Annotated in this window: 3 protein-coding genes; 1 reads left to right on the top strand and 2 read right to left on the bottom strand. The window is 74.1% G+C overall.

The genetic code is table 11. From position 1 onward, the window contains the following. Nucleotides 1-322: 322 nt before the first annotated feature. A complete protein-coding gene (locus C6N75_RS29500; RefSeq protein ID WP_105871895.1) occupies nucleotides 323-523 on the top strand; it encodes a hypothetical protein in 201 nt (66 codons plus the stop codon). Nucleotides 524-541: 18 nt separating this feature from the next. Here the strand turns inward: C6N75_RS29500 and C6N75_RS29495 are convergent, their stop codons facing one another. Together C6N75_RS29495 and C6N75_RS29490 are read right to left on the bottom strand one after the other, a co-directional pair. Then, complete coding sequence (locus C6N75_RS29495; protein ID WP_105871894.1) at nucleotides 542-1,411, bottom strand: class II glutamine amidotransferase; 870 nt, start codon at nucleotides 1,409-1,411, stop codon at nucleotides 542-544. Nucleotides 1,412-1,442: 31 nt separating this feature from the next. After that, nucleotides 1,443-2,873 carry a glutamate decarboxylase gene (locus C6N75_RS29490; RefSeq protein ID WP_105871893.1) on the bottom strand — a complete coding sequence of 477 codons (1,431 nt, stop codon included), beginning with the start codon at nucleotides 2,871-2,873 and terminating at the stop codon, nucleotides 1,443-1,445. Nucleotides 2,874-2,958 lie beyond the last annotated feature (85 nt).

Below are 2,958 nucleotides of genomic sequence, written 5' to 3'. Positions count from 1 at the left end.
GTCCCCTCGCGCCCGCCGCCGGCCCGCCCGACCGCGAGGTGGCCTCGAACACGCCGGGCCCCGCCCGCGCCCGGGCGGTGGGCGGCCGCGTACGCACCGGCCCGGGCGCCCGCGCCCCGGCCGCCGCCTGGCCGCTCCATATGCGGGCAATCCCTCCGTTCGCCCGCGCGCCCGCCCTGTCCGAATACCGTTCCCGGGGCCCGCCGGCCGTGCCACGGGGGCCGGAAGGTGTGGAAAGGGGCTCCCGAGGAAACCGGTAGGAACCGGCCGAACGGCCCCGCCGCCCCCGGCCGGCGAGCGAACGAGAGCGAGGGAGCCTGTGATGAGCCACTCCGACAAGCGTCCGGAGACCGCCGCCGAGGAGCTGCTGGACGAGTTCGAGCGGGCCGAACTGGACATCGACGACGAACGGGAACCGGCGCACGACAAGGAGGCCGCGGACGCGATGCGTCCGGGCGAGGCCGCCGAGGAGTCCGTGCAGAGCGACGCCCACCGCGAACCCGGCGACCGCCGGGGGGACTGATCGCGCCGGGCCCGTCCCTCACGCCGCCGTCTGCGAGGCGGCCGCGGACGGCTCCAGGTCGGCGAGGGTGAGCGGACGGGCCGGCGGGTCGGGCAGCGCGATCCGGCCCGTGGTCCGCAGGCCGCCGTCCACGTGCAGCAGCTCTCCGGGCTCCAGCAGCCGCCAGTCCGGGTCGTCGTCCATCCGCTCACTGGCCACCACCACCGAGGGCGCGTCCGTCAGTTCGGCGGAGTGCACCCGCATCCGCCCCTGGGCGCCGCTGTGGTCCAAGTGCCGGTCGCCGTGCCGGCCGCCCGGCCCGCGCTCCAGCACGTACAGCCGGTGGGTGTCGGGGTAGCGCAGCGCCCACAGCTCGCTCGGGGTGGTCAGCACCATGTTCAGGGCGAAGACCGGCAGATGCGCGGCGATCCAGCGGGCCGCCGTCTCGACGCCCCGGCCGACGTCCCCGCCGTTGGCCCGGATCTCATGGGTGATCAGCGCGAAGAACCGCTCCGAGTCGGTGTCCCCGCCCACCAGCGACTCCTCCGGCCCCAGCCTGGCGTCGATCTCCCGCTCCCGCCCGATCACCCCGTTGTGCGCGAACAGCCGGCCGTCCTGTAGGAACGGATGGGTGTTGCGCGGCTCCAGCCGTCCGGTCGAGGCGTACCGCACATGCGCCAGGAACGTCGCCGACCGCACGTCCCGCGCCTCCTCGGCGAACGCCCGGTCCTCGTACGCGGCGATCGGCGCCCGGTCCACCGACGGCGTGCCGTCGGCGCCGAACCAGCCCAGGCCCGTCCCGTCCGGGTCCTGGCGGCTCTGGTCGCGCAGGCTGTCCGGGGCGTCCAGCAGCCAGAAGGTGGCCCGGGTCCGGCGCGGGGCGCTGGTCAGACCGAACAGTCGGCACATCGCGTCTCCTCGGGAGGAAGGGCGGGCGGCGTCAGTGCCGGCCGGCCCGCTGCGGGTTCCTGGTCTCGGCGCCGTGCGCGAACCCGCCGGCGTCCTCGGCGCTGCGCTGCGGCCCCTGCTGCCGCTCCAGGCGGTCCAGCACCCGCCGCAGGTCCTCGAGGAGCAGGTCGGCCAGATCGTGCCCGAAACCGTTGCGGACCACGATCCGCAGCACCGCCAGGTCCTCGCGGTCCTTGGGGAAGGTGTACGCCGGGACCAGCCAGCCGCGCTCGCGCAGCGCCGCCGAGACGTCGAACACGCTGTACTCGCCCACCCCGTCCTTGACGCGGAAGGCGAAGACCGGCGCCTGGCTCCCGTCGGTCAGCAGCTCGAACGGCCCCAGGTCCGCGATCCGGGCGGCCAGACCGGTCGCCACGTCCCGGCAGGTCTGCTGGACCCGGCGGTAGCCCTCCATGCCCAGGCGCAGGAACGTGTAGTACTGCGCCACCACCTGCGCGCCCGGCCGGGAGAAGTTCAGCGCGAAGGTGGGCATGTCCCCGCCCAGGTAGTTGACGTGGAAGACCAGGTCGTCCGGGAGCGCCTCGGCGTCCCGCCACAGCGCCCAGCCCACCCCCGGCATCACCAGCCCGTACTTGTGCCCGGAGGTGTTGATGGAGGCCACCCGGCGCACCCGGAAGTCCCACTCCAGCTCCGGGTCGAGGAACGGCGCGATCATGGCCCCCGAGGCGCCGTCCACGTGCACCGGCACGTCCAGGCCGGTGCGCTCCTGGAGCTCGTCCAGCGCGCGGGCGATGTCCGCCACCGGCTCGTAGCTGCCGTCGAAGGTGGAGCCGAGCACCGCCACCACGCCGATGGTGTTCTCGTCGCAGTGCGGCAGCGCGGTCTCCGCGGTCAGGTGGTAGCGGTCGCCCTCCAGCGGCACGTACCGGGGCTCGACCTCGAAGTACTCGGCGAACTTCTCCCAGCAGATCTGCACGTTGGCGCCCATCACCAGGTTGGGCCGGTCCGCCGGCTTCCCCTCCGCCCGGCGCCGCTGCTGCCAGCGCCGCTTCAGCGCGAGCCCGGCGAGCATCGCCGCCTCGCTGGATCCGGTGGTCGAGCAGCCGATCACATGGCGCGGGTCCTCCGCGTGCCAGAGCCTGGCCAGCATGTGCACGCAGCGCAGCTCCAGCTCGGCGGTCTGCGGGTACTCGTCCTTGTCGATCATGTTCTTGTCCGCGCACTCCGCCATCAGTCGCAGCGCGTTCGGATCGGCCCAGGTGGTGACGAAGGTGGCGAGGTTCAGCCGGGCGTTGCCGTCCAGCATCAGCTCGTCGTGGACGAGCTGGTAGGCCGTGTCCGGCTCCATCGGGCCCTCGGGCATCGCGTACCGGGGGACTGTGACGGGCTCCCGGCTGAAGATCGGGTTCAGCTCCACGTCCCGGCTGTACCGCGCGTCCCCGCGGCCATGGTTCAGGGCCATCGTCCGTCGTCCTTCCACCCGCCTGCGCACCCGGCGGTCCACCGGCGCCTTGACGGCCCTTCCCCCCGGCGGCCCCCCATCCGCG

It is taken from the genome of Streptomyces solincola (genome assembly GCF_002982015.1).
Classification (GTDB): domain Bacteria; phylum Actinomycetota; class Actinomycetes; order Streptomycetales; family Streptomycetaceae; genus Streptomyces; species Streptomyces solincola.
Note: the sequence above shows the minus strand (reverse complement) of the source record. Positions and strands in the feature narration are given on the sequence as shown.

What these genes read in the sequence shown, in the direction of transcription:
- C6N75_RS29500 (WP_105871895.1), top strand. Translation starts at nt 323, where the DNA reads ATGAGCCACTCCGACAAGCGTCCGGAGACCGCCGCCGAGGAGCTGCTG.
- C6N75_RS29495 (WP_105871894.1), bottom strand. Translation starts at nt 1,411, where the DNA reads ATGTGCCGACTGTTCGGTCTGACCAGCGCCCCGCGCCGGACCCGGGCC.
- C6N75_RS29490 (WP_105871893.1), bottom strand. Translation starts at nt 2,873, where the DNA reads ATGGCCCTGAACCATGGCCGCGGGGACGCGCGGTACAGCCGGGACGTG.